This window comes from Mycolicibacterium insubricum, assembly GCF_010731615.1.
GTDB classification, from domain to species: Bacteria; Actinomycetota; Actinomycetes; order Mycobacteriales; family Mycobacteriaceae; genus Mycobacterium; species Mycobacterium insubricum.
Genome location: NZ_AP022618.1, coordinates 3,770,322 through 3,792,824 on the forward strand (window position 1 = coordinate 3,770,322; position 22,503 = coordinate 3,792,824).

Below are 22,503 nucleotides of genomic sequence, written 5' to 3' on the forward strand. Positions count from 1 at the left end.
TAGGGAGGCCACGTGACACGAGTCGGATTCATCGGACTGGGCAGCCAGGGCGGGCCGATGGCCCGGGCGATCGTCGAGGCGGGTATCCCGACGACGCTGTGGGCGCGCCGCCCCGAGTCGCTGGAACCCTACGCCGACACCGCCGCGACCTACGCCGAGACCCCCGCGGCACTGGCCGCCGCCAGCGACGTGGTCTGCCTGTGCGTGGTGGGTGACGACGACGTCCGCGAACTCGTCTACGGCGGCCTGCTGGACGCGATGACCGAGGGCTCGACCCTGGTCATCCACAGCACCGTTCATCCCGACACCTGCCGCGAGTTGGCCGAACGCGCCGAGGCAAAGGGCGTATCGGTGCTCGACGCGCCGGTGTCCGGCGGCGGCCCCGCGGCCGCGGCCGGCACGCTGCTGGTGATGGTGGGCGGCGACGAGGCGGCACTGGTCCGGGTCCGCCCGGTCTTCGAGACCTACGCCAACCCGATCGTCCACTTGGGCCCGGTGGGCGCCGGCCAGATCACCAAGATCCTCAACAACCTGCTGTTCAGCGCCAACCTGGGTGCGGCGATCTCGATGCTCGAGCTCGGCGAGTCCCTGGGCGTGCCCCGGGACAAGGCCTGCCAGGTGATGACCAGCGGTTCGGCCAACAGTCGCGCGCTCGGTTCGATCGCCGCGTTCGGCGGCACCCTCGACGCGCTGGCGCCAATCGCCGGGGCGCTGCTGCAGAAGGACGTTCGGCTGGCGGCCAGCCTGGCCGATGCCGCGGGCGCCCCGCAGGGCAAGGTCTTCCACGCCGCCGATGCCGCCCTGGATTCGATGGGCCATCCCCGGTGAGAGTCGGCTTCGTCGGGGCCGGCCGAATGGGCGCCCCGATGGTGACGCGGTTGACCGCGGCCGGCCACGACGTGCGGGCGCTCGGCCGCACCGAGCAGAGCCGCGCCGCCGTCACCGAACTCGGTGCCACTGCGGTCGCGGACGCGGCGTCGGCGGCCGACGGCGCCGACGTCGTCGTCGTGTGCGTCTTCACCGACGACCAGGTGAACGCCGTCGCACCGGAGCTGATCGCGGCCATGCCCACCGGCTCGGTGCTGGTGCTGCACACCACCGGCAGCCCGGATACCGCCGCAGTGCTCGCCGAATCGGCGGGCCTGCGCGGCGTCGCGGTGCTCGACGCGCCGGTGAGCGGTGGCCCGCACGACATCGCTGCGGGTGCGGTGACGGTGTTCGTCGGCGGTGACGACGAAGCGCTGCAGCGGGCCCGGCCGGTGCTCGCCGCCTACGCCGAGCCGATCCTGCATGCCGGCGGCGTCGGGGCCGGACAGAAGATGAAGCTGGTCAACAACACGCTGTTCGCCGCGCAGATCGGCCTGATGGCCGAAGCCGTCCGGCTCGGCGACCGGCTGGGGCTGACCGAACAAGCGCTGCTGACCGCGCTGCCACAGGGCAGCGCAGCCAGCGCGGCGATGACCAATATCGCCCGGGCCGGTTCCACCGGGGCCTTCATCGCCGCGGTCGCCGAGTTCATCGGCAAGGACGTCGCGGTGGTGCGTGGCACCGCTGCCGAGTTGGGTACCGATCTCGGCCGGCTCGAACCATTGGTGGACGCCGGTCTGGGCCGCTGATCCGGCCGATTCCCACCGCCGAGGAGGGAAAAGTGCTAGCGTTACAGATTATCTAACATTCGTAACTTCCCGCCCATCAGCCACAGCGGAGGAGCAGCAGATGACGAAGCCCTCGGTGGTGTTCGATCCGTTCTCGGACGAGTACTACAACGATCCGTACGACATCTACCTGCGGATGCAGGACGAGGCGCCGGTCTACTACAACGAAGAGCACGACTTCTACGCACTGACCCGGCACGAGGACGTCGCCGCCGCGCTCAAGGACCACGAAACGTACTCGTCGTCCAAGGGCTGCGACCTGTCGATGATCCGGTCCGGGGAGAACGTGGTGAAGTCCATCATCTTCATGGACCCGCCCGAGCACCGCTACATGCGCAGCCTGGTGAACAAGGCGTTCACCCCGCGGGCCATCCAGTCCCAGCGCGAGACCGTCGAAGGACTCATCGACCGGTACCTGTCCAAAGTGGATGCGGACAACTTCGACGTCGTCGCCGACTTCTCCGGGCCTTTCCCGGTGGAGGTCATCACCCGGATGGCCGGAGTCCCCGAGGAGTACCGGCAGAAGGTCCGCGAGTGGATCGACATCTCGCTGACCCGCGAGCCGGGCAACATCGGCTACACCGAGGCCGGGATGGCCGCGGCCATCGAATCCGGCACCTACTACTACCAGCTGGCACAGGAGCGGCGCGCCAACCCGCAGGACGACATGATCAGCCGGCTCATCGCGGCCGAGGTGCCCGACGACCACGGCGGCACCCGCAAACTCGATGACATCGAGATCGCCGGCTTCACCTCGCTGCTCGGCGGCGCGGGCGCGGAGACCGTCACCAAGCTGGTGGGCAGCGCCATCGTCACCTTCGCCCGGTACCCGGATCAGTGGCAGAAGCTGCGCGACGACCGCAGCCTGCTGCCCGGCGCCGTGGAGGAGATGCTGCGCTTCGACGGGCCGGTGCACTACAACGTCCGGTTCACCCTGCGCGAGGCGACGCTGCACGGCGTCACGATCCCGGCCGGTAAGCCGGTGTTCCTGATGAAGGCCGCCGCCAACCGCGATCCCCGCGCCTTCACCAACGCCGGGGTGTTCGACATCGAGCGCGATCGGACCGAGGCGCAGAACCTGGGCTTCGGCTACGGCATCCACAGCTGCCTCGGTGCGGCGCTGGCCCGGATGGAAACGACGATCGCGATGGATCGGCTGCTGGACTTCATGCCCTCCTACGAGGTGCAGTGGGACGGACTGGAGCGGGTGCACATGCAGAATGTGGCCGGCTACCACCATGTTCCGGTGAAGGTGCTCCGATGACGAAGGGAACCGCAGTGGCGAAGAAGAAGGTTGTCGTCGATTTCGAGATCTGCGAATCCAATGCCGTCTGCATGGGCATCATCCCCGAGGTGTTCCAGCTCGACGACGACGACTACCTGCACGTGCTCGACGACGAGGTGACGCCCGAACGGGAGCAGCTGATCCGCGAGGCCGTGCGCCAGTGCCCCCGCCAGGCCATCTCCATTGTCGAGGAGGAGTAGGCCGAGCTGGCGGAGCCAGCGCTGGCCGGATCCGACCATTGAGCAGGAGGAGTAGGCCGAGCTGGCGGAGCCTGCGGAGCCAGCGCTGGCCGGATCCGACCATCGATCTCGCGGAGTAGGCCGAGCTGGGTCAGCGGCGGTTGCGGTTCCATTCCATCCAGCCGACGCCGCGGCGTCCGTCGCCGGTGGTGACTGTCACCCAGGCGCGGGGAAATTCGGCGACCCGCCCGTCGTCGGCGACCAGCCGCACCGGCGCGTGACCGACCGGCGTCACGTCGACTTCGAGGTCACCGGGTTGCACGCTGACGTGCGCGCCCGCGGGTAGCCCGTCGGGCCTGAAGTCCTCGGTGGCCCGAACACTCCGCAGCTCGTCGAGGTTCCCGTCGGGATCCTGGAGGTATCCGAGAGCGACGGGGTCGAGGCCCGGAATACGGACTTCGACGGCGTGCAGGTGAGTGCCGTCGTCCAGGTGGATCGCACTCCACACCCAGTCCATGCTCCACCAGTCCCGCACACCCCAGGAGTGATCTCGTTGCCCCGCTGCGGCTTTCACGTCGTAGCTGCGCTCCCCCACGGTGACGGTTCCGCTGACCGTGCACGGGATCTCGTAGCGGGTGGCCAGCCGGTATCGGTAGGGGCGGCCCGCGGTGGACCAGACCAGATCGATCGAAACCGGTACCGGCGAACCGTCGCCGTCGCGCAGCAGTTCGGCTGGATCGTCGAAGCTGCGGCCCTGGCCGTGCATCACCACCCGGTAGGACCGCAACGGCTCGATCGCGTGGTGCGACAGCGTGATTCCGCTCGCCTGGGTGTTGTTGGGGTCGTTCGGCACCGCGGCCCGGAAGTCGTTGAGCGCGACGGTCGGCCGTCCGGGACCGCAGATCAGCCCGTTGACCCAGGCCTGACCCTCGTTCGGGTACCAGCCCAGCCGGATCCAGCCACCGATGCCGGCCGCGGGATCGGCGAAGTCGAAATACCAGCTCTCGTTCCACAGTGCGTCGCCGGGCGCCGGATGCGCGAGCTCATCGGTTTCGTTGGGCAGCAACGGTTCATCGGAGTCGACCGGTTCGGTCACAGTGGAGTCCTCCTCGGCCGGGGCAGTTGCGACGCGGCGCAGCACGCGTGACAAATCTAGCGCGGTCTGTCACTGCGGCGTGGCAAGAGGCGCCCGCTGAGCCCCCGACTCAGCGTTCGATGGCCAGCGCTGCCAGGTAGACGGTGGACGCGATCGCGAGCAGTAGGTACAGGCCGGGGAAGGCCATGTTGTAAAAGACGCGGGCCCGGATATGGGTGACAACGGCACCGGTGAAGAACAGGACCAGTCCGGTTCCGGCCGCGACGCCGAGCCACGGAACCGCGAAGAGGCCGACGGTCAGCCCCATGGCCCCGGCCAGCTTCAACGTCGCAAGGTAGGGCAGGGCGCCGACGGGCACGTGCACCTCGGCGGAGTTCTGCAACACGAAGCCGGCCCGACTGTAGTCGGCGACGGCGATGAGCGCGTTGGCGGCGATGCACACGATCGTCGCGACGAACAGCGCCGTGGTCATGCGCTTCGCCTGACCGCGACGGTGTATGAACGAAACATCGGGTCGTGGTCGGCGGAGATTTGTCGGGATGTGCTGCGGAATCGGGTGTTCGGTACGCTCATGGCGGCTGCCTCCTCGGAATTCGGTCCGTCGGAAATGAGATCGGTCGTCTCACCTGTACCGACGTCCCGAACCCCGGAAAGGTGACATGTGGTGGTCCCGGTCTCAGATTTCGAAGCGGTCCGGCCGCAGTTGACCGCGATGGCGTTCCGCATGCTCGGTTGCCTCCAGGACGCGGAGGACGCGGTGCAGAGCACGTGGATCAAGGCGTCCGTCACGGTAGGCGAACGTCCGCGCAACCCCGCCGCATGGTTGACCACCGTGCTGACCAGGGTGTGTCTGGATCAGCTGCGCACCCGTAGCCGGCGGCCGGAGGAGCCCCTGTTCGCGGATTTGCCACCCGCCGAGGTGTTCGCGGCCGACGAGCGCTACCTGCAGCGGGAGTCGGTTTCCCGCGCGCTGATGGTGGTGCTCGACCGGCTGACACCGGCGCAGCGCGTCGCATACGTTCTGCACGACCTGTTCGGTATGACCTTCGCGGAGGTCGCCGACGTTCTCGGCACCAGCCCGGCCAGTGCGAAGAAGCACGCGAGCCGTGCGCGCGGACGACTCCAATCGCCTGCGTCCGCTGCGCCCGCCGCCCCCGCCGTCGTGGACGCGTTCCTCACCGCGGCCGGCGGCGGCGACCTGAACCGGATGATCGCTCTGATGGCGGACGGTTGCGTCCGGGTCGTCGATCCGGCTCTCGTCCCACCCCGCACACCGACCGTCGTCACCGGCGCCCGCGCGATTGCCGAGGAAACCGGACTGTTCGCCGCGCGCATCCGAGCCGGCACCTGGGTCCTCACCGACGGATGCCCGACCTATGTCCTGGCCCCCGGCGGCCACCTGCTCGCCGTCGTCGACATCACGCTGGACGACGAGCGGGTTGTCCGCATCAACATCCGCCGAGCACCCCCGAACGCGGCATTCGCGCTTGCCGCCCCGGGCGACGGGTAGGGGTGATTCAGGAACCGTCAGGCCGGCACCAGGTCCGCGACGACGGGAAAGCACAGGGCGGCGCTGCGGAACGTCTCGACCGATCCGGGCTCGGCCGTGGTGTTGGCCGCGGCCAGCGCCTGGGACTTGAAGGCCTTGGCCGCCACCGTCAGCCGGTGTTCGACCGAGCCCACGCTGCGGTCGAGTTCGCTGGGCCAGAAGTCGCCCCACAGGGTCACCTCGGTGCCGCCGTGCTCGAGCGCCTGGCGCACGCCTTCGCGGATGCGGGCATCCGAGCCATACAGCTCGCCGGCCACAGCCAGCGCATTCGGATGGGTACCGGCCGGCCCGTGGACCAATTCGGTTTCCAGATCGGCGATCTCGGCGCCGAGAATCTCCAGCGGACGCACGTCACCGGCGTCGGCGAGCATCACCCGGACGTCCCAGCCGGCCATCACCCGGTCGAACATCCAGCCACCGGCGGCCGCAACGGCGTCGGCGACCGTGGCGGCGACGACGTCGAGCCGGTACCTCACGATGCGTCCGGTGCGAACTCCCTCGCCAGCGATGTCGCGTACTCCCGCAGTGTTTCCTGCAGCGGAACCGATGGATCGAGCAGCCATGAAATTTCCAATCCGTTGACGAGGGACACAATCTGCACGGCCTTGACGGCCGGGTCGAAATCATTGCGGTAGCGCCCGCTGGCCTGCGCGTCGGCGATCAGGTCGGTGATGATCCGGACGGCGGCGCGCTGACGGGCCAGTAGCCGGTCGTGCAGGGGCGCGTCGGGCATCAGGTTTTCCACCAGCAGCACCGAGTAGGTCCCGACCAATTCGGGAGCCCGTTCCACCCGGTCGCCGGCGCGGGCGATCTGCACCAGCAGATCACCGGACCGGTCCGAGTGCGCGAGGTCGTCGGCGTCGCGGGCGTCGACGACGGCGTGCAGCAGCTGCTCCTTGGAATCGAAGTGGTGCAGCAGTCCGGCCGCGCTCACCCCGGCCTCCCTGGCGATCTGCGCCAGGGTGGTGTTGCGCCACCCGTTGCGGGTGACCAGGCGCTGCGCAACGTCGAGGATCCGCTGTTTGCGGTCCTCACCCTTGGCGAGCAGCGTCGCATAAGGCCTGGCAGAGGTCACGGGGCTGGTTGTCCTCCGGTCGAATGAACCTACTTAATGAACGTACAGTAGGTTAGATCTCCCGTTGTGGCAAGCGTCACTTTCAGCACCGACTTCCCGCCCCTGCTTCCGGAGGCTACGTCCCGCCGGAGCGGAGGATCTGGCGGATCTGCCCGTCGAGTCGGTCGACGTCGGTGACCACCGGCATTCCGTGCACGAAGGTCATCATCACGCCGCTGATGTAGGTGAGTACCAGCACGGCCTGCTCATCGGCCGATGCCACCGGCACCGCCCCGTCGCTCGAACCCTCACCGGCCTGCCACTGAGCCACCGCATCGCGGGCCAGTCCGTAGAGCCGGGTCCCGAAGTCCAGGAATTCCTCGGCCAGGGTGGGGTCGTTGCGGCCCAGCAGCATCAGCTCGAGGCGGGCCCGGGTGCGGGTCAGCCACGGCTCCGTGCCGGACAGCATGACCAGCGCCGCCAACCCGCGGGTTCCCGAGTAGCCCGACGACCCGTCGTCAGCCAAGTTCATTGCGGGCGGTCCCGGCTCCGAACCACCCAGGTCCACCGCGGGCGGTCCCGCCTTCGCTCCGGCTCCGCCGGCACTCGCTACGCTCGCGCCAACTCCGCCTGCGCTCGCCGAACCACCGAGTTCGGTCAGCATCGACAGATCGGCCACGTCGAGTTCGACGACTCGGGCCGCAATGGCGTGCAGCAGCGACTGCCGGGTCCGGAAGTAGTAGGAGGCGGTTCCGGCCGGCAGGCCGGCTTGGGCATCGACCTTCGGATGGCTGAGTCCGCGGGACCCGTGGTTGCCCAGCAATGCGATGCCCGCATCGGCGATCTGACGTCGCCGCTCGGCTGAATTGTATCGTCTACGTGCGGTAATGCGGTCAGTATACGACTCGCGGCCGGCCCGGCCGGGCTCGGCCGGGTGGCGGTGTGCACCGTATTCCGCCGTTGATTCCTCTAATCTTATAGAGGATTGCTATCGTCGGCGGATGCCGACAAACTTCGCGCCGATACCGACGGGGCGACCCGTCGGCGCCGTTCGCACCGTCGCGCTGCGACTGGCGGCGACCATCATGCTGACCGGCTTCGGGACCGGTCTGGCGCACGCCGCACCGGCCGATGATTTCGACGCCGATCACGACATCTGGCCCACCGCGGTCGCCCCCGCGCACTGCCGCAGCACCGACCGCACCGAGACCGGTCTGCAGGGTGAGGTGACGGTGGAAGACCGGGACTCGGGGCGTAGCAAGGCGGGATACAACTGCAACATCGACCTGCTCGGCCAGCTGCAGGGCACCGGCGCGGGGTGGACCAGCACGTCCTACCGCAACTGCATCTACGTCGGGTCGACCTTTCCGCACACCGACGGCGTCGCCGTCATCGACGCCTCCGATCCCGAGCACCCGGTCCAGACCGCGGTACTGACCGAGCCCGCGATGGTCAACGGAACCTGGGAGTCGTTGAAGGTCAACGAGAAACGCGGGCTGCTGGCCGGCACCGGGGTGCCGTTCGTCTTCGGCCTGGGCTACATCTCGATCTACGACATCGCCACCGACTGCGCGCACCCGCGCCTGCTCAACGAGGGCCGCGGATCGCTGCCGGGCGTACGGATCCCGATGTTCACCCACGAGGGCGGCTTCTCCCCCGACGGCAACACCTATTGGGCCTCGGGCCAGGCGTGGGCCAGTGCCGTCGACGTCAGCGACCCCACCGACCCGACCGTGCTGTGGAGCGCGCCCGCCGGCCTGGGCAGCCACGGCATGGATTTTAGCCCCGACGGCGAGACCATGTACATGGCGACGCTGGCCGGGCTGAACATCCTGGACACCAGCGCGATCCAGGACCGGGCCTCCCCCGGGGTGACCATGCACCAGCTGCTGCCGATGCGCGGCTGGAAGCACTGGCACGACGGGATGATCACCCAGCACGCCATCCCGGTCACCTACGACGGCGTGCCGTACCTGTTCGCCACCGACGAGGCCGGCTCGGGCGGCGTCAAACTGTTCGACGCGTCCGACCTCGCGGACCTGCGGCTGCGCAACACCATCAAGCTGGAGATCAACCTGCCGCAGAACGCCGACCGCTGGGCGGCGAGCTCATCGAGCAGCGGGTTCTTCGGCTACGACGCGCACTACTGCAGCGTCGACCGGCGCACCGATCCCCGCGCGCTGGCCTGCGGCTGGGTGCAGTCGGGCATCCGGGTGTTCGACGTCCGCAATCCGGACCGGATCCGGGAGATCGCCTACTTCAACCCGCCGGCCCAGACCGGCCGCAACGACGAGCTGCCCAACTCCCAGCACGTCCGCTTCGGCGGCATCGTGGTGCCCCCGCTGAGCGGGACCGTCGCCATCGCCAAGGCCATCCTCAACGGGGATATCAACGGCGACAACATCGTTCGCGACGGCCGGATCATCGGGCTGGACCTGTCGGCGGACTGGTGCATGTCGCCGCCGGAGTTCCGCGACAACCTGCTCTATGTCACCTGTTCGGACAACGGCTTCCTGGCGTTGCGTCTGGACCCGGCCGTGTACCCGCCGCGGTGAACACCCGCGGCTCGTTGACCCGGCTGCTCGCGCTGCTGGTCGCCGTGGGCCTCGGCGCCGGGGTGACCCTGCTGGTCACCGGAGGACGCGAGACGCCCGCCGCACTGCTGTCGGATACCGATATCGGCTTCGCCCAGGACATGTCCGGGCACCACCAGCAGGCGGTGACGATGTCGGACATGCTCAGCACCGACGCCTCCCCGGACTCCCGGGCACTGGCCGAAGGCATCCGCTTCCAGCAACTCACCGAGATCGGCGTGATGACCGGCTGGCTCCAGATGGCCGGCGCCCCGCCGCAATCACCGCACCCGATGGCGTGGATGCACACCGGCGGCACCGAGCACTCCGGGCACGGCAGCGGCGAACACGGTTCCGGCGCGCACACCATGAGCATGCCCGGACTCGCCTCGGCCGAGGATCTCAAGCGGCTGCAGCGCAGCACCGGCCACGACAACGAGGTGCTGTTCCTTCAGCTGATGAGCCGCCACCATCAGGGCGGGATCGAGATGGCCGGCTATGCGGTCCAGCGCACGCACAACGACGCGGTCCGGCGCGTTGCCGCGGCGATGATCGACGAGCAGACCCAGGAACTGCAGCTGATGGCGATCATGCTGAAAAGCCGTGGCGCCGAGCCACTGGCGTATCCGTGATCGGCTAAAGACCCAGGTCCTTGGCGATCATCACCTTCATCACCTCCGATGTTCCCGCGTAGATGCGGGTGACCCGGGCATCGGTGTAGAGCCGCGCGATCGGGTACTCCATCATGTAGCCGTAGCCGCCGAACAGCTGCAGACAGCGGTCCACCACCCGGGCCTGCATCTCGGTGCAGAACAGCTTCGTACGCGCCGCGTCGGCGCCCGACAGCGCGCCGTCCACATGTTCGGCGACCGCGGCGTCGAGCATGGTCTGGGCCGCCTCCACCTCGGTGGAGCACGCGGCGAGCTCGAACTTGGTGTTCTGGAACGACGCCACCGGCGTCCCGAAGGCGGTGCGGCTCTTGGTGTAGTCGATGGCGGCATGGATGGCCGAGCGGGCCTGGGCCACCGCGCCCACGGCCACGGTCAGCCGCTCCTGAGCGAGGTTGTGGCCCAGGTAACCGAACGCCTCGTCGACCTCACCGAGGACGTTGGCGGCCGGCACCCGGACGTCGGAGAAGGACAACTCGGCGGTGTCCTGGACCTTACAGCCCATCTTGTCGAGCTCGCGTCCGCGTTCGAAGCCCGCCATGCCCTCCTCGACGACCAGCAGGGTCAGCCCCTTTCGCCGGTTGTCCGGATCGGTGGAGGTGCGGGCCACGACGATCACCAGATCGGCCTGCATGCCGCCGGTGATGAAGGTCTTGGCCCCGTTGAGGATGAAGTCGTCGCCGTCGCGTACCGCGGTGGTGCGCATGCCGGCCAAATCCGATCCGGTGCCCGGCTCGGTCATCGCGATCGCGGTGAGCAGGCTGCCGTCGGCGAGGCCGGGAAACCAGCGGCCACGCTGTTCGGCGTTGGCGTAGCGCAGGAAGTACGGGAGGATCACCTCCAGTTGGGTCCGGACCGTCGAAAGGGTGACCAGCGCGCGCGACGCCTCTTCCTGCAGCACCACGTTGTAGCGGTAGTCGTCCTGTCCGCCGCCACCGTATTCCTCCGGGATGGCCATCCCCAGGATGCCGGTCTCGCCGAGCTTGCGGAACGCCTCGCGCGGCATCCGGCCGGTCTTCTCCCACTCGGGGTAGGCCGGCACCACCTCCTTCTCGATGAAGTCGTGGGCGAGCTGCCGGAAGGCCTCGTGGTCCTCGGTGAACAGGGTGCGGCGCATGGCTTCTCCTCGATGCGGGCGGTGGCGAGCGGTTCGGATTCGGCGGGGCTCAGATGAGCTCGACGATGGTGGCGTTGGCCGTCCCGCCGCCCTCGCACATCGTCTGCAGTCCGTAGCGGATGTCGTTGTCGCGCATGTGATGGATCATCCGGGTCATCAGCACCGCGCCGGACGCGCCGAGCGGGTGACCCAGCGCGATCGCACCGCCGAGCGGGTTGAGCCGCTCGGGGTCGGCGCCGGTGTCGGCGAGCCAGGCCATCGGCACCGGCGCAAACGCCTCATTGACCTCGAAGACGCCGATGTCGCCGATGCCCAGACCGGCGCGGGCCAGCGCCTTCCGCGTGGCCGGGATCGGCCCGGTCAGCATCATCACCGGGTCGGCGCCGGTGACCGCGCCGGTGACGTAACGCGCCAGAGGGGTCAGGCCCAGTTCGGCGGCCTTCTCCTCGGTGGTCACCAGCAGGGCGGCGGCCCCGTCGGAGATCTGTGAGGAGTTGCCGGCGTGGATGACGCCGTCCTCGGCGAACGCCGGTTTGAGACCGGCCAGCTTCTCGGCGGTGGTGCCGCGGCGGATGCCCTCGTCGGCGTCGAGTCCGTCGACGGCGACGATCTGCTCGGCGAAGGCACCGCGGTCGGCCGCGGCGGCGGCCAGCTCATGGGAGCGCACCGAGTATTCGTCGACGGCAGCGCGGTCGAAACCCCAGCGCTGGCAGATCAGTTCGGCGCCCAGGCCCTGGTTGAACTGGAATCCGTCGTAGCGGGCCAGCGCCTTGGGGCCGAACGGCATCCCGGTGGACCGGGTCGCCCCCAGCGGTACCCGGCTCATCACCTCGACACCCCCGGCGACCACCACGTCCTGCATGCCGGACATCACCGCGGCGACCGCGAAGTCCAGTGCCTGCTGACTGGAGCCGCAGGCCCGGTTGACCGTCACCCCCGCAATCTCCTCCGGCCAGCCGGCCGCCAGCACCGAGTACCGGGCGATATTGCTCGACTGGTCCCCCACCTGGCCGACGCAACCCCAGACCACGTCGTCCACGACCGCCGGGTCGATGCCGGCGCGGTCGGCCAGCTCGTTCAGCACCAGTGCCGACAGGTCGGCGGCGTGCTGTTCGGCCAGGGCGCCGTTGCGCTTTCCGATGGGTGTCCGCACGGCGGCGGCGATGACGGCTGCTGGCATCAGTTCACTTCGCTTTCAGGAGGATTCGGTCTTGGTCACGCTCTGGATCGGATCAGTGGTAGGCCGGGCCGACGGCGCCGGCGGCGCGCAGCGCGGCGATGCCGTCGTCGTCGAAGCCGAGTTCGGCCAGGATCTCATCGGTGTGCTCACCCAGGCCGGGTACCGGGGCCATGGGATGGGTGAAGTCGCTGATCACCGGTGGCGGCAGCAGCGCGGAGATCGTTCCGTTGGGGGTGTCGACGGGCCGCCAGCGGTCCCGGGCGGCCAACTGCGGATGTTCGATCACCTCGCTGGGCACGTTGTAGCGGGAGTTCCCGATCCCGGCGGCGTCCGCGGTGGTCTGGATCTCGGCGAGATCGTGTTCGGCGCACCAGCTCCGGATCGCCGCATCCAGCTCGTCGCGCCGCGCGCAGCGATCGGAGTTGGTGGCGAACCGTGGATCGTCGGCCAGATCCGGCCGCTCGATGATCTCGCGGGCCAGCCGCTGCCATTCCCGGTCGTTGGTGGTGCCCAGTACGACGGTCTGGCCGTCGCGGGTACCGAACGAACCGTACGGCGCGACCGCCGGGGAACTCATCCCGAGCGGGGTCTGGTCGATACCGGAGTGCTGGGTGTAGGTCAGCGGGTAGCCCATGATGTCGGTCATGGTGTCGAACAGACTGACCGCCACCGACGGCATCGGCGCCCCGGCGGCCGGGAAGCCGCCACGGGCCCGGCCCAGCAGCAGCGCCATGATCGACAACGCCGAGTACAGGCCGGTGGAGATATCGGCAACCGGCGGACCGGGTTTGGCGGGCGCACCGGGGCTTCCGGTCACCGCGCACGCCCCCGACTCGGCCTGCACCAGCAGATCGTAGGCGCGTTTGTGCGAGATCGGGCCGCCGGGCCCATAACCGTCGATCTCGCAGGCGATCAGGTTCGGGTGCCGAGTACGCAGATCCTCGGGGCCCAGGCCCATCCGGGCGGTCGCGCCCGGGGCGAGGTTGGACACCAGGGCGTCGGCTCCGGCCAGCAGCCGGTGCAGGACGTCCCTGCCCTCGGGCGCCTTGAGATTGAGCGTCAGCGACTGCTTGCCGCGGTTGGCCCACACGAAATGCGCGGCCATGCCGTTGACGACGGTGTCGTAGTCGCGGGCGAAGTCCCCGCCGCGCGGGTTCTCCACCTTGATCACCCGGGCGCCGAAGTCGGCGAGCACCCGGGTGCACATGGGCGCGGAGACGGCCTGTTCCAGGGCGACGACGGTGATTCCGGAAAGCGGTGCGGTCACGGTGAACGGCTCCGGCGGTCAGTAGCTGCGGGGCAGGCCGAGCACGTGCTCGCCCAGGAAGTTCAGGATCATCTCCTGGCTGACCGGGGCGATCTTCATCAACCGGGATTCCCGGAAGTAGCGGGACACGTGGTACTCCTCGGAATACCCCATACCTCCGTGCAACTGCAGCGCCCGGTCGGCGGCGCCGAACCCGGCGTCGGCACACAGGTATTTGGCGGTATTGGCCTCGCGCCCACAGGGTTTGCCGTTGTCGTAGAGCCAGGACGCCTTGCGCAGCACGAGTTCCGCGGCGTCGAGGCGGGCCAGTGAATCGGCCAGCGGGAACTGCAGGCCCTGGTTCATGCCGATCGGCCGATTGAACACGTGGCGCTCGTTGCCGTACTTGACCGCCTTCTCCAGCGCGACCCGGCCGATACCGAGCGCCTCGGCCGCGATCAGCATCCGCTCGGGGTTCAGGCCGTCGAGGATGTAGCGGAAACCTTGGCCCTCCTCGCCGACCCGGTGTTCGACCGGCACGATGAGGTCGTCGATGAACACCTCGTTGGAGGCGACGGCGTTGCGGCCCATCTTCTTGATCGGGCGGATGTCGACGTGCTCGGGGTCCAGGTCGGTGAGGAACAGCGTCATGCCGTCGGTCTTCTTCGCGCACTCGTCACGCGGGGTCGTCCGGGTCAGCAGCAGGATCTTCTCCGACTCGCCGGCCTTGCTGATCCAGACCTTGCGCCCGTTTACCCGGTAGTGGTCGCCCTCGCGCTTGGCGAATGTGGTGATCCGCGAAGTATCCAGTCCCGCACCGGGTTCGGTGACACCGAAGCAGACGTGCAGGTCGCCGTTGACGATCCGCGGCAGGGTGGCGGCCTTGAGTTCGTCGGAACCGTGTTTGACGACGGGCTGCATGCCGAAGATGTTCAGGTGGATGGCGCTGGCGCCGTTCATCGCCGCGCCCGAGCGGGCCACCTCCTCCAGCAGCAGGGTGGCCTCGGTGATGCCCATGCCGTGGCCGCCGTATTCCTCGGGGATGGTCATGCCGAGCCAGCCGCCGGCGGCGATGGCGTCGTAGAACTCCCTGGGGAACTCGTGGGCGAGGTCCTTGTCCATCCAGTAGTGGTCGTCGAAGCGGGCGCACAGCTCGGCCACCGACCGACGGATCAGCTCCTGGTCCTCGGTGAGCTCGAAATTCATTCCGCCGGACACTGTCTACTCCTTAATCGTTTCCGCCCCCGACGCACACGCCGGTGAGCCTACTCATGGCGAGCGTGCGCGTCCCCGGGTGTCGTACCGGGGACACGCACGCTCGTACCATCTGGGGCGGCGTGTCGCACCGGGGACACGCACGCTCACGCAAAGACTGTGCGCTACTTGGCCCCGGTGATCGTCTTGGCGTTGACCTGGAAGTCGGCGAAGGTACCGCCGGCACGTTCCTTGTGCTGAGACAGCGCCTGAATCGACACGTCGTGCCCCTCGACCGTGGAGCGCAGCGCACCGACCGTGCACTGCTCGCGCGGGATGTGCGCGAACGGGTCGAAATGGTAGAGCCGCATGGCGTTTTCGTGGGTGATCTTGTTGATCTCGTAGTCGGCGAGATTGTTGTCGCTGAACACCCCCCACAGCTCCTCAGGGGCGTGCGGCCACATCGAGTCGCTGTGCGGGTAGTCCATCTCCCAGCAGATGTTGTCGATGCCGATCAGGTCCCGGTTGGCCACCCCGACCGGATCGGAGATGAAGCAGGTCATGAAGTGCTCACGGAATACCTCCGAGGGCAGCTTGCCGCCGAAGTCCTGATGCGTCCAGGTGGAGTGCATCTCGAAAGTGCGGTCCACCCGGTCCAGGAAGTAGGGGATCCAGCCGGTGCCGCCCTCGCTCAGGGCGATCTTCAGCGTCGGGAAGGCCTTGATCGGTGCCGACCACAACAGGTCGGCGGCGGCCTGCACGATGTTCATCGGCTGCAGGGTGATCAGCACGTCCATCGGGGCGTCCGGGGCGGTGATCGCCAGCTTGCCCGACGAGCCGATGTGCACGTTCATCACGGTCTCGGTGTCCACCAGCGCTTCCCACACCGGCCGCCAGTACTCCAGGTCGTGGAACGACGGGTACCCCAGGGTCGACGGGTTCTCGGTGAAGGTCAACGAGTGCACGCCCTTCTTGGACACCCGGCGGATCTCCTCGGCGCACAGCACCGGGTCCCAGATGACCGGGATCGCCATCGGGATGAACCGTCCCGGGTGCGCCGCGCACCACTCGTCGATGTGCCAGTCGTTGTAGGCCTGCACCAGCGCCAGCGAGAACTCGGCGTCCTCGGTGGCGAACAACCGGGCGGCGAAACCGGGGAAGGACGGGAAATTCATCGTCGCCAGCACGCCGCCGGCCGACATGTCCTTGACCCGCTCGGCCGCGTCGTAGCAGCCCTTGCGGATCTCGTCGAGGCCCTGGGGCTCCAGGCCGTACTCCTCCTTGGGCCGGCCGGCGACTGCGTTGAGCGCCACGTTGGGGATGACGGTATCCCGGAACTGCCAGGTGTCACTGCCATCGGGGTTGTGGACCAGCCGCGGCGCATCGTCGGCGTACTTCGCCGGCAGGTGGTTCTTGAACATGTCCGGCGGCTCGATGATGTGGTCGTCCACGCTGATCAGGATCATGTCGTCTTTGTTCATGACGGTTCCTCTCTGGGCACATCTGGCAGCTCTGGGTTCTCCGAAGTAGGTAACTAGCTTCTCATACCGAGAGAACCAACTCACGAAAACATTTGATTTCGCACGTCAAGCGGTACGCGAGGACCGGTTTGAGGGTGTTTGCCGCCCGTCCGGCGGCCACCCGGGCCAAACCCGAGATTGACCAAATCACAAGTTCGTGGAAATCTGTTATTCGTCTATGAGAATATGATTCTCATCTACGAGAAGGAGGGCCCGTGTCCGGGAGGACCCCGTCGGCGGTGCTGTTGGCGCCGCTGCCCGCTGAAGCCTGGGGCGAGGAGGTGCAGCGCGCACTGGCGCCCATGCTGCCCGCCGCCCGGCGCAATCCCGACGGCGCCGGCAACGCACTGGCCACCATGGTCCACCACCCCGCGCTGACCAAGGCGTTCCTCGGGCTCAACGTGCACCTGCTGTTCGGTTCCACCCTGCCCGAGCGGCTGCGCGAACTGGCCATCCTGCGGGTGGCCGCCCGCGGCGACGCCGCCTACGAATGGCACCATCACGTCGACATGGGCCGGCAGGCCGGACTGACCGACGCCGACATCGCCGGCATCCGGACTGGCACCGCGACCGACGAGTTCGACCAGACCGTGCTGAGAGCCGTCGACGAACTCGAAGACGACCACCGGATCTCCCCCGACACCTGGGCCGCACTCGGCGCCCGGTTCGACGATCAGCAGCGGATGGACCTGATCTTCACCGTCGGCACCTATCGCACGCTCGCGTGCGCCTTCAACACCTTTGGCATACAGCTCGACAACCCGACCGCTCACGAAACGAGGTAACCCCATGGCGCATTTTCCGAAACCAGCCGTCGGAAGCTGGACCGAGAACTGGCCGGAGCTGGGCACCGCTCCGGTCGACTACACCGACTCGATCGACCCCGAGCAGTGGAAACTGGAGCAGCAGGCCATCTTCCGCAAGCTGTGGCTGCACGTCGGCCGCGTGGAGCGCCTGCCCAAGGCTGGTAGCTACTTCACCCGGGAGATGCCGTCGGTGGGCCCGGGCACCTCGATCATCGTCAACAAGGACAAAGAGGGCAACATCCACGCCTTCTACAACCTGTGCCGCCACCGCGGCAACAAGCTGGTGTGGAACGACTACCCCGGCGAAGAAGTCTCCGGCAGCTGCCGCCAGTTCACCTGCAAGTACCACGCCTGGCGCTACGCGCTCAACGGTGACCTGACGTTCATCCAGCAGGAGGACGAGTTCTTCGACGTCGACAAGGCCGACTACCCGCTCAAGCCGGTGCGCTGCGAGGTCTGGGAAGGCTTCATCTTCGTCAACTTCGACGACGACGCCGAACCGCTGGAGGACTACCTGGGTGATTTCGCCAAGGGCCTGCAGGGTTACCCGTTCCACGAGATGACCGAGCACTACAGCTACCGCGCGGAGATCAAGTCGAACTGGAAGCTGTTCATCGACGCGTTCGTCGAGTTCTACCACGCCCCGATCCTGCACATGAAGCAGGCGACCCCGGAAGAGGCCGCCAAGCTGGCCAAGGTCGGATTCGAGGCGCTGCACTACGACATCAAGGACCAGCACTCGATGATCTCGTCCTGGGGCGGCATGAGCCCGCCCAAGGACCTCAGCATGGTCAAGCCGATCGAGCGGATCCTGCACTCGGGCCTGTTCGGCCCGTGGGACCGGCCCGACATCAAGGGCATCCTGCCCGACGAGCTGCCCCCGGCGGTCAACCCGGCGCGCCAGCCCACCTGGGGCCAGGACTCCTTCGAGTTCTTCCCCAATTTCACACTGCTGCTGTGGGTTCCGGGCTGGTACCTGACCTACAACTACTGGCCGACCGGGGTCGACAGCCACATCTTCGAGGCCAACCTGTACTTCGTACCGCCGAAGAACACCCGCCAGCGCCTGAGCCAGGAGCTTGCCGCGGTGACGTTCAAGGAGTACGCGCTGCAGGACGCCAACACCCTGGAGGCGACCCAGACCCAGATCGGCACCCGGGCGGTCACCGAGTTCCCGCTCTGCGACCAGGAGATCCTGCTGCGCCACCTGCATCACACCGCGCACAAGTATGTTGACGCCTACAAGTTGGAGCAGGCGGCCAAGGGTGCCACCGCCAACGCCACCAACGGTTGCCCGAAGGAGACCGCACATGTCTGATGTCGATACCCGCCTGCTGCCGGAACCCTTCGCCGACCTGGAGCGTTTCAGCGACTGGATCCTGGCCACCGAACCCGAGCGCTACGCCAAGCGGCTGTCCTCGTCGATGGCCGAGATGCAGGAGCTCTACGACGCGGGCATGGCCCGGCTCGAGGAGATCATGGTCTACCTCGACGAGCGTTTCCCGCTGCACGGCATGCCCGACGACGCCAAGCGGCTGATGCACCTGATGCAGTCGGTGGTGATGGTCAGCTTCCCGGTCGAGGTCTGGAAACAGCCGCGGGTGCTCGACAGCGGCGCGGCCTGGGTCGAAATCGTGCAGGAGCCGGTGGTCTAAGGGTGTCGGACGCGAAACGAGCCGGCGGCCCCAAGCGGCTGACCCTCAAAGCGGCCGGACTGCTCGACGTCGATGCCGGGGCGATCATTCGCCCCGGCATCGTCGCCGTCGAAGACGATCGGATCGTCGGGATCGGCGGCGACGGGGTCGACCCGGCCGCCCCGGTGATCGACCTCGGCGACGCCGTACTGCTGCCCGGCCTGATGGACATGGAAGTGAACCTGCTGATGGGCGGCAAGGGCGAGAACCCGGTCCTGTCCCAGGTCCAGGACGATCCGGCGACCCGGGTGCTGCGCGCGGTGGGCAATGCGCGGCGCACCCTGCGGGCCGGATTCACCACCGTCCGCAACCTCGGTCTGTTCGTCAAGACCGGCGGCTACCTGCTGGACGTCGCGCTGGGCAAGGCCATCGACGCGGGCTGGATCGAGGGACCGCGGGTGGTTCCCGCCGGGCACGCGATCACCCCCACCGGCGGACACCTGGACCCCACCATGTTCGCCGCGTTCATGCCCGGCGTGCTGGAGCTGACCATCGAAGAGGGCATCGCCAACGGCGTCGATGAGATCCGCAAGGCGGTGCGCTACCAGATCAAGCACGGCGCTCAGCTGATCAAGGTGTGCTGTTCCGGCGGCGTCATGTCGCTCACCGGAGAGGCGGGCGCGCAACACTATTCGGACGAGGAACTCCGCGTCATCGTCGACGAGGCGCATCGGCGCGGCCTGCGGGTCGCCGCGCACACGCACGGCGCCGAAGCCGTCAAGCACGCGGTAGCCTGCGGCATCGACTGCATCGAGCACGGCTTCCTGATGGACGACGAGGCCATCCAGATGCTGGTGGACAACGACCGATTCCTGGTCACCACCCGCCGGCTGGCCCAGGCTATGGACGTCTCCAAGGCACCGAAGGTGCTGCAGGACAAGGCTGCCGAGATGTTCCCGAAGGCCGAAACCTCGATCAAGGCGGCGTACGAGGCCGGGGTGAAAATCGCCGTCGGCACCGACGCACCGGCGATCCCGCACGGTCGCAACGCCGACGAACTGGTCACCCTGGTGGAATGGGGTATGCCGGCCGATGCCGTGCTGCGCGCGGCCACCGTGGTCGCGGCAGACCTGATCAACGTGACCGACCGCGGGCGCCTGGCGGCCGGGCAGGTCGCCGATATCATTGCCGTGCCCGGCGATCCGCTGGCCGACATCACCGTGACCCGAAACGTCAACTTCGTCATGAAGGGTGGAACCGTGTACCGAAACGACCTGTCCCCCAACGGAGGCGCACAGTGAGCGACGACCGCCGGCCGAGTCGCATCGAGGATCTGGTCGAGATCCAGCAACTGCTGGCCAAGTACGCCGTCACCATCACCCAGGGCGACACCGACGGTCTGATCAGCGTTTTCACCCCAGACGGCACCTACAGCGCATTCGGTGACACCTACACGCTCAACCGGTTCCCGGTGCTCGTCGACGCCGCGCCCAAGGGCCTGTTCATGACCGGCACCGCGCTGGTCGACCTGGAGGAGGGTGCCGACACCGCCACCGGAACCCAGCCGCTGTGCTTCATCGAGCACTCCCGCCACGACATGCGGATCGGCTACTACCGGGACAGCTACCTGCGCACCGAGGACGGCTGGCGGCTGAAAACCCGTGCCATGACGTTCATCCGGCGCAGCGGCGACCACGACCACGGTCGCCCGCACGCAATCGGGAGACCCGAAGCCGGATGACCGATCCCCTGCACGAGCCCGCCGCGTTTCGCACCGCGCTGCGGGCGTGGCTGGCCGACAACGATCTCACTCCACCCGAGGATCACACGCTCGCCGGTCACATGACGCAGTTCGCCCGGGTCATGCGGGCGCTCTACGACGGCGGCTGGGGCCGCTACGGCTGGCCGGAACACGCCGGGGGGCTCGGCGGTCCGGCGATACTGCGCGCCATCGTGGGTGAGGAGATCGTCGGCCGGCGGCTGGCCGAGCCCGGACCGTACTCGATGATCGAGGTCCTGGCGCCGACGATGATCGACTACGCCTGCCCCGAGCTGGCCGCCGAGATGCTGCCGAAGATGCTCTCCGGCGCCGAGCAGTGGTGCCAGGGCTTCTCCGAACCCGGCTCCGGCAGCGACCTGGCCTCGCTGACCACCAGGGCCGTGCAGCAGGGCGACAAGTACATCGTCAACGGGCAGAAGGTCTGGACCAGCTTCGCGCAGTTCTCCCACCGCTGCATCCTGCTGACCCGCACCGGCGACGCCGGCACGCCGAATCACCAGGCCATCACGGCGTTCTTCGTCGACATGGACTCCCCCGGCGTCGACGTGCGCCCGCTGCACACCATGCACGGTGTCGACGAGTTCTGCGAGGTGTACTTCGACAACGTCGAGGTCGACGCCTCCCGGATGCTGGGCAGGCCCGGCGACGGCTGGCAGTTGGCCATGGACCTGCTGCCCTATGAGCGTTCGACCTGCTTCTGGCAGCGGATCGCCTACCTGTATTCGCGGTTCGACGCACTGATCGCCGAGGTCTCCGACCAAGGGGCCGGCATCGACGACGAGATGGGCGAGACCTATCTGGCGCTGCACACGCTGCGGTGCCGGTCGGCGGCCACCCAGAAGCGACTGGCGCAAGGCCACCGGCTGGGGCCGGACACCTCCATCGACAAGGTGCTACTGGCCGCCGCCGAGCAGCGGCTCTACGACACCGCCCACGACCTGTTGCCCGGCGTCATCGAACTCGAAGATTCACCGTGGCGCACCGAGTACCTGTATTCGCGGGCCGCCACCATCTACGGCGGCACCGCGGAGGTGCAGCGCAACATCATCGCCCGGCGGCTGCTGGATCTGGGTAAGGAGTGAGCGTGACCGATCTGGACGCCGGTTCCCTCGGGCTGCTCGAGGACGCGATGCGCACCTGCATGGCGAACGCCTCGGGCCCTGAGCTCGACGCCGCGCTGGCCGAATTGGGCTGGGCCGACATGCTTTCCGAGGTGCCCGATATCGCGGTGCCGTTGGTGTTCCGGCTGCTCGGCGAGACCGGGGCGCACGCCTCTGTGCTCAACGACGTGCTGCTGGAGACCATCGGCGGACTCCCCGGGGGCACGCCGCCGATGCCGTTCGCCGGCGGCCACTGGGTGGTGTGGGAACGCGAGGACACCCAAGCGCCGGACAACCCGACGCTGGGCGGGCTGCCGCTGCGCCGGGTCCCCGACGGGGAACTCATGCGCATCGGCGAGGCCCGCCGGGCCCTGGGCTGGTGGCTGGTGGGATCGGCGCGGGCGATGCTGGCGCTGGCCCGCACCCATGCGCTGGACCGTGTGCAGTTCGGCAGGCCGATCGCCGGCTTCCAGGCGATCCGGCACAAGCTCGCCGAGACCCTGGTGGCCATCGAGGGCGCGGAGGCGACCCTGAGCCTGCCTGACACCGACAGCCCGGATTTGACCGCGATGCTGGCCAAGGCCGCCGCCGGCAAGGCCGCGCTGACCGCCGCCAAGCACACCCAGCAGGTGCTGGCCGGGATCGGCTTCACCGCCGAACACGACCTGCACCATCACATCAAGCGGGCGCTGGTCCTCGACGGCCTGCTGGGCAGCTCCCGGGAACTGACCCGCAAGGCCGGCGCCGGGCTGCGGGCCCGTCGTTCGGCACCCCGGCTGGCCGAGCTCTGACACCCCGGCGGAATCACCGGCGATAGCGGAGGCCGCCCACGAGGCGACGGTGGTTCTCGCTGACCCAGAACCTTGT

At 68.2% G+C, this 22,503-nt stretch carries 24 protein-coding genes; 14 read left to right on the forward strand and 10 right to left on the reverse strand.

Going from position 1 to position 22,503, the window contains the following annotated elements; translation table 11 throughout:
- The first annotated feature begins 12 nt into the window (after positions 1–12).
- The 4 genes from G6N16_RS17730 (at position 13) to G6N16_RS17745 (ending at position 3,140) form a co-directional block, all read left to right on the forward strand.
- A complete protein-coding gene (locus G6N16_RS17730; RefSeq protein WP_083032311.1) occupies positions 13–828 on the forward strand; it encodes an NAD(P)-dependent oxidoreductase in 816 nt (271 codons plus the stop codon).
- Positions 825–1,616 carry an NAD(P)-dependent oxidoreductase gene (locus G6N16_RS17735; protein ID WP_083032309.1) on the forward strand — a complete coding sequence of 264 codons (792 nt, stop codon included), beginning with the start codon at positions 825–827 and terminating at the stop codon, positions 1,614–1,616. Before G6N16_RS17730 ends, G6N16_RS17735 begins: the two co-directional genes overlap by 4 nt.
- A 100-nt stretch (positions 1,617–1,716) precedes the next feature.
- Positions 1,717–2,919, forward strand: a complete 1,203-nt coding sequence (locus tag G6N16_RS17740) for a cytochrome P450 (protein WP_083032307.1) — start codon at positions 1,717–1,719, stop codon at positions 2,917–2,919.
- Complete coding sequence (locus G6N16_RS17745; RefSeq protein WP_083032306.1) at positions 2,916–3,140, forward strand: ferredoxin; 225 nt, start codon at positions 2,916–2,918, stop codon at positions 3,138–3,140. Before G6N16_RS17740 ends, G6N16_RS17745 begins: the two co-directional genes overlap by 4 nt.
- A 130-nt stretch (positions 3,141–3,270) precedes the next feature.
- On the opposite strand, the gene G6N16_RS17750 is transcribed toward G6N16_RS17745, so the two are convergent.
- Both G6N16_RS17750 and G6N16_RS17755 read right to left on the reverse strand, forming a co-directional pair.
- Positions 3,271–4,215, reverse strand: coding sequence for a DUF7064 domain-containing protein (locus G6N16_RS17750; RefSeq protein WP_133052971.1), 945 nt, complete (start codon positions 4,213–4,215; stop codon positions 3,271–3,273).
- A gap of 109 nt (positions 4,216–4,324) precedes the next feature.
- Complete coding sequence (locus G6N16_RS17755) at positions 4,325–4,687, reverse strand: DoxX family protein (RefSeq protein ID WP_083032303.1); 363 nt, start codon at positions 4,685–4,687, stop codon at positions 4,325–4,327.
- 240 nt (positions 4,688–4,927) lie between these two features.
- Between G6N16_RS17755 and G6N16_RS17760 the strand changes: the two genes are divergently transcribed.
- On the forward strand, positions 4,928–5,725 hold the full coding sequence (locus tag G6N16_RS17760; protein WP_234805945.1) for a sigma-70 family RNA polymerase sigma factor: 798 nt from the start codon (positions 4,928–4,930) through the stop codon (positions 5,723–5,725).
- Between the two features lie 17 nt (positions 5,726–5,742).
- On the opposite strand, the gene G6N16_RS17765 is transcribed toward G6N16_RS17760, so the two are convergent.
- The 3 genes from G6N16_RS17765 to G6N16_RS17775 all read right to left on the reverse strand — a co-directional run bounded on the left by G6N16_RS17765 (position 5,743) and on the right by G6N16_RS17775 (position 7,641).
- The gene (locus G6N16_RS17765) at positions 5,743–6,240 is read right to left on the reverse strand and encodes a hypothetical protein (protein WP_083032301.1); all 498 of its coding nucleotides are present in this window, start codon (positions 6,238–6,240) and stop codon (positions 5,743–5,745) included.
- Positions 6,237–6,839, reverse strand: coding sequence for a TetR/AcrR family transcriptional regulator (locus G6N16_RS17770; protein ID WP_083032300.1), 603 nt, complete (start codon positions 6,837–6,839; stop codon positions 6,237–6,239). The genes G6N16_RS17765 and G6N16_RS17770 overlap by 4 nt, the downstream gene beginning before the upstream one ends.
- A 115-nt stretch (positions 6,840–6,954) precedes the next feature.
- Positions 6,955–7,641 (reverse strand): TetR/AcrR family transcriptional regulator, encoded by a 687-nt coding sequence (locus G6N16_RS17775; protein ID WP_083032298.1) that lies wholly within the window; start codon positions 7,639–7,641, stop codon positions 6,955–6,957.
- Between the two features lie 178 nt (positions 7,642–7,819).
- Here G6N16_RS17775 and G6N16_RS17780 point away from each other — a divergent pair, with 178 nt between their 5' ends.
- Positions 7,820–9,373: an LVIVD repeat-containing protein gene (locus tag G6N16_RS17780; protein ID WP_083032297.1), complete on the forward strand. Its 1,554-nt coding sequence runs from the start codon at positions 7,820–7,822 to the stop codon at positions 9,371–9,373.
- Positions 9,370–10,023: a DUF305 domain-containing protein gene (locus G6N16_RS17785; protein ID WP_083032295.1), complete on the forward strand. Its 654-nt coding sequence runs from the start codon at positions 9,370–9,372 to the stop codon at positions 10,021–10,023. The genes G6N16_RS17780 and G6N16_RS17785 overlap by 4 nt, the downstream gene beginning before the upstream one ends.
- Positions 10,024–10,027: 4 nt before the next feature.
- On the opposite strand, the gene G6N16_RS17790 is transcribed toward G6N16_RS17785, so the two are convergent.
- The 5 genes from G6N16_RS17790 to G6N16_RS17810 form a co-directional block, all read right to left on the reverse strand.
- Complete coding sequence (locus G6N16_RS17790; protein ID WP_083032294.1) at positions 10,028–11,176, reverse strand: acyl-CoA dehydrogenase family protein; 1,149 nt, start codon at positions 11,174–11,176, stop codon at positions 10,028–10,030.
- A 49-nt stretch (positions 11,177–11,225) separates the two neighbouring features.
- On the reverse strand, positions 11,226–12,356 hold the full coding sequence (locus G6N16_RS17795) for a thiolase family protein (protein ID WP_083032292.1): 1,131 nt from the start codon (positions 12,354–12,356) through the stop codon (positions 11,226–11,228).
- A 52-nt stretch (positions 12,357–12,408) separates the two neighbouring features.
- Entirely contained in the window at positions 12,409–13,623 is a 1,215-nt protein-coding gene (locus G6N16_RS17800; protein ID WP_083032291.1) for a CaiB/BaiF CoA transferase family protein, read from the reverse strand.
- Positions 13,624–13,641: 18 nt separating this feature from the next.
- Positions 13,642–14,808, reverse strand: coding sequence for an acyl-CoA dehydrogenase family protein (locus G6N16_RS17805; RefSeq protein WP_083032289.1), 1,167 nt, complete (start codon positions 14,806–14,808; stop codon positions 13,642–13,644).
- Positions 14,809–14,981: 173 nt separating this feature from the next.
- Positions 14,982–16,277 carry an amidohydrolase family protein gene (locus G6N16_RS17810; RefSeq protein ID WP_083032288.1) on the reverse strand — a complete coding sequence of 432 codons (1,296 nt, stop codon included), beginning with the start codon at positions 16,275–16,277 and terminating at the stop codon, positions 14,982–14,984.
- A 278-nt stretch (positions 16,278–16,555) separates the two neighbouring features.
- Between G6N16_RS17810 and G6N16_RS17815 the strand changes: the two genes are divergently transcribed.
- The 7 genes from G6N16_RS17815 to G6N16_RS17845 are packed head-to-tail and all read left to right on the forward strand — an operon-like array spanning position 16,556 to position 22,427.
- The gene (locus G6N16_RS17815; protein WP_083032286.1) at positions 16,556–17,101 is read left to right on the forward strand and encodes a carboxymuconolactone decarboxylase family protein; all 546 of its coding nucleotides are present in this window, start codon (positions 16,556–16,558) and stop codon (positions 17,099–17,101) included.
- 4 nt (positions 17,102–17,105) lie between these two features.
- Positions 17,106–18,440, forward strand: coding sequence for an SRPBCC family protein (locus G6N16_RS17820; protein WP_083032284.1), 1,335 nt, complete (start codon positions 17,106–17,108; stop codon positions 18,438–18,440).
- Complete coding sequence (locus tag G6N16_RS17825; protein WP_083032283.1) at positions 18,433–18,777, forward strand: hypothetical protein; 345 nt, start codon at positions 18,433–18,435, stop codon at positions 18,775–18,777. Before G6N16_RS17820 ends, G6N16_RS17825 begins: the two co-directional genes overlap by 8 nt.
- Positions 18,778–18,779: 2 nt before the next feature.
- Complete coding sequence (locus G6N16_RS17830) at positions 18,780–20,057, forward strand: metal-dependent hydrolase family protein (RefSeq protein ID WP_163787918.1); 1,278 nt, start codon at positions 18,780–18,782, stop codon at positions 20,055–20,057.
- Positions 20,054–20,497: a nuclear transport factor 2 family protein gene (locus tag G6N16_RS17835; protein WP_083032279.1), complete on the forward strand. Its 444-nt coding sequence runs from the start codon at positions 20,054–20,056 to the stop codon at positions 20,495–20,497. Before G6N16_RS17830 ends, G6N16_RS17835 begins: the two co-directional genes overlap by 4 nt.
- A complete protein-coding gene (locus G6N16_RS17840; RefSeq protein WP_083032278.1) occupies positions 20,494–21,618 on the forward strand; it encodes an acyl-CoA dehydrogenase family protein in 1,125 nt (374 codons plus the stop codon). The genes G6N16_RS17835 and G6N16_RS17840 overlap by 4 nt, the downstream gene beginning before the upstream one ends.
- A gap of 47 nt (positions 21,619–21,665) precedes the next feature.
- Positions 21,666–22,427: an acyl-CoA dehydrogenase family protein gene (locus G6N16_RS17845; RefSeq protein ID WP_083032329.1), complete on the forward strand. Its 762-nt coding sequence runs from the start codon at positions 21,666–21,668 to the stop codon at positions 22,425–22,427.
- Positions 22,428–22,503: the final 76 nt, after the last annotated feature.

Bases quoted from the DNA above. Each gene is read 5' to 3' on its own strand.
- G6N16_RS17740 (WP_083032307.1), top strand. From the start codon at position 1,717: ATGACGAAGCCCTCGGTGGTGTTCGATCCGTTCTCGGACGAGTACTAC.
- G6N16_RS17845 (WP_083032329.1), top strand. From the start codon at position 21,666: ATGCGCACCTGCATGGCGAACGCCTCGGGCCCTGAGCTCGACGCCGCG.
- G6N16_RS17805 (WP_083032289.1), bottom strand. From the start codon at position 14,808: ATGAATTTCGAGCTCACCGAGGACCAGGAGCTGATCCGTCGGTCGGTG.
- G6N16_RS17840 (WP_083032278.1), top strand. From the start codon at position 20,494: ATGACCGATCCCCTGCACGAGCCCGCCGCGTTTCGCACCGCGCTGCGG.
- G6N16_RS17810 (WP_083032288.1), bottom strand. From the start codon at position 16,277: ATGAACAAAGACGACATGATCCTGATCAGCGTGGACGACCACATCATC.
- G6N16_RS17780 (WP_083032297.1), top strand. From the start codon at position 7,820: ATGCCGACAAACTTCGCGCCGATACCGACGGGGCGACCCGTCGGCGCC.
- G6N16_RS17760 (WP_234805945.1), top strand. From the start codon at position 4,928: ATGGCGTTCCGCATGCTCGGTTGCCTCCAGGACGCGGAGGACGCGGTG.
- G6N16_RS17745 (WP_083032306.1), top strand. From the start codon at position 2,916: ATGACGAAGGGAACCGCAGTGGCGAAGAAGAAGGTTGTCGTCGATTTC.
- G6N16_RS17825 (WP_083032283.1), top strand. From the start codon at position 18,433: ATGTCTGATGTCGATACCCGCCTGCTGCCGGAACCCTTCGCCGACCTG.
- G6N16_RS17795 (WP_083032292.1), bottom strand. From the start codon at position 12,356: ATGCCAGCAGCCGTCATCGCCGCCGCCGTGCGGACACCCATCGGAAAG.
- G6N16_RS17820 (WP_083032284.1), top strand. From the start codon at position 17,106: ATGGCGCATTTTCCGAAACCAGCCGTCGGAAGCTGGACCGAGAACTGG.
- G6N16_RS17790 (WP_083032294.1), bottom strand. From the start codon at position 11,176: ATGCGCCGCACCCTGTTCACCGAGGACCACGAGGCCTTCCGGCAGCTC.
- G6N16_RS17755 (WP_083032303.1), bottom strand. From the start codon at position 4,687: ATGACCACGGCGCTGTTCGTCGCGACGATCGTGTGCATCGCCGCCAAC.